The 831-nt window shown below is 55.5% G+C and carries 1 protein-coding gene; it reads left to right on the top strand.

Going from position 1 to position 831, the window contains the following annotated elements; all coding sequences use genetic code 11:
• Positions 1-264 precede the first annotated feature (264 nt).
• Positions 265-771, top strand: a complete 507-nt coding sequence (locus tag AC01ZF_RS17535) for a metallophosphoesterase (protein WP_476575550.1) — start codon at positions 265-267, stop codon at positions 769-771.
• Positions 772-831: the final 60 nt, after the last annotated feature.

Genomic DNA, 831 nt, shown 5'->3' with positions numbered 1-831 from the left:
GTGCATGTCCCGTATGGAGAAATATTTATATATTCAAATATTTTCAAGTATTTAGGACTTCTAACAAACGTTTTTGACTCGGTTTTTCACACTACGTCCACCACCACAGACACAGCGGGATTTGCTAGTTCATTCAACACCATATTCACCACTACAGACACCACTGCAATACCGCCGGCACTGCACATACCACACCGTGATACGTACCGTGGTGGTACGCACCGCGATACGCACCGTGACACGCACCGTACCATGTACCACACCATGCACCACACCACGCACCACGATGTGGGCGATGGAGGACGCGGTGGTGGGGGGATGGCGCGGTATGACGCACGGGCGGTGGTACAGCGGGGGATTGGGGCGATTGTGGTAGCGGGGGATTTATTCGACTTTACCGCGTTATCGCCGTACACGGCGACGGCGGTACGGTTACCGACGGTGGAGGAGGAGCTGGAGCGAGCCGGTGTGGTGTTAGCGGCGTTACGGCAGGTAGCGCCGGTGTATGTGGTGGCGGGGAACCATGATGATCGGTTTATCAAGCGGTTGGGGCAGCACTTGTCGTTTGACGTACTTATTGATGCCGCGCTCTCACGTGCTGCGCAACGACTCGCAGCGGCACAGCGAGGAGTGAGTGGGCAATACGGGCAAGAGCATCCGGTGTACATCACGGATCGGGATTATCTGTTTGTAGGGGATGATGTGTGTATTGCGCATTTGAGTATGGCGCGGGGGCGTTTCAATCCCCTCACGGGGATTTTGGTGTTTTGAACGTATAACGGTCTCCACCTTGATGGCAGGCCGTGGTCTGGTTTCAATCCCCTCACGGGG

Source organism: Chloroflexus sp., assembly GCF_056331925.1.
The sequence above is the reverse complement of the archived record's forward strand: the minus strand, read 5'-3'. Positions and strand labels throughout refer to the sequence as shown.

Bases quoted from the DNA above. Each gene is read 5' to 3' on its own strand.
- AC01ZF_RS17535 (WP_476575550.1), top strand. From the start codon at position 265: ATGCACCACACCACGCACCACGATGTGGGCGATGGAGGACGCGGTGGT.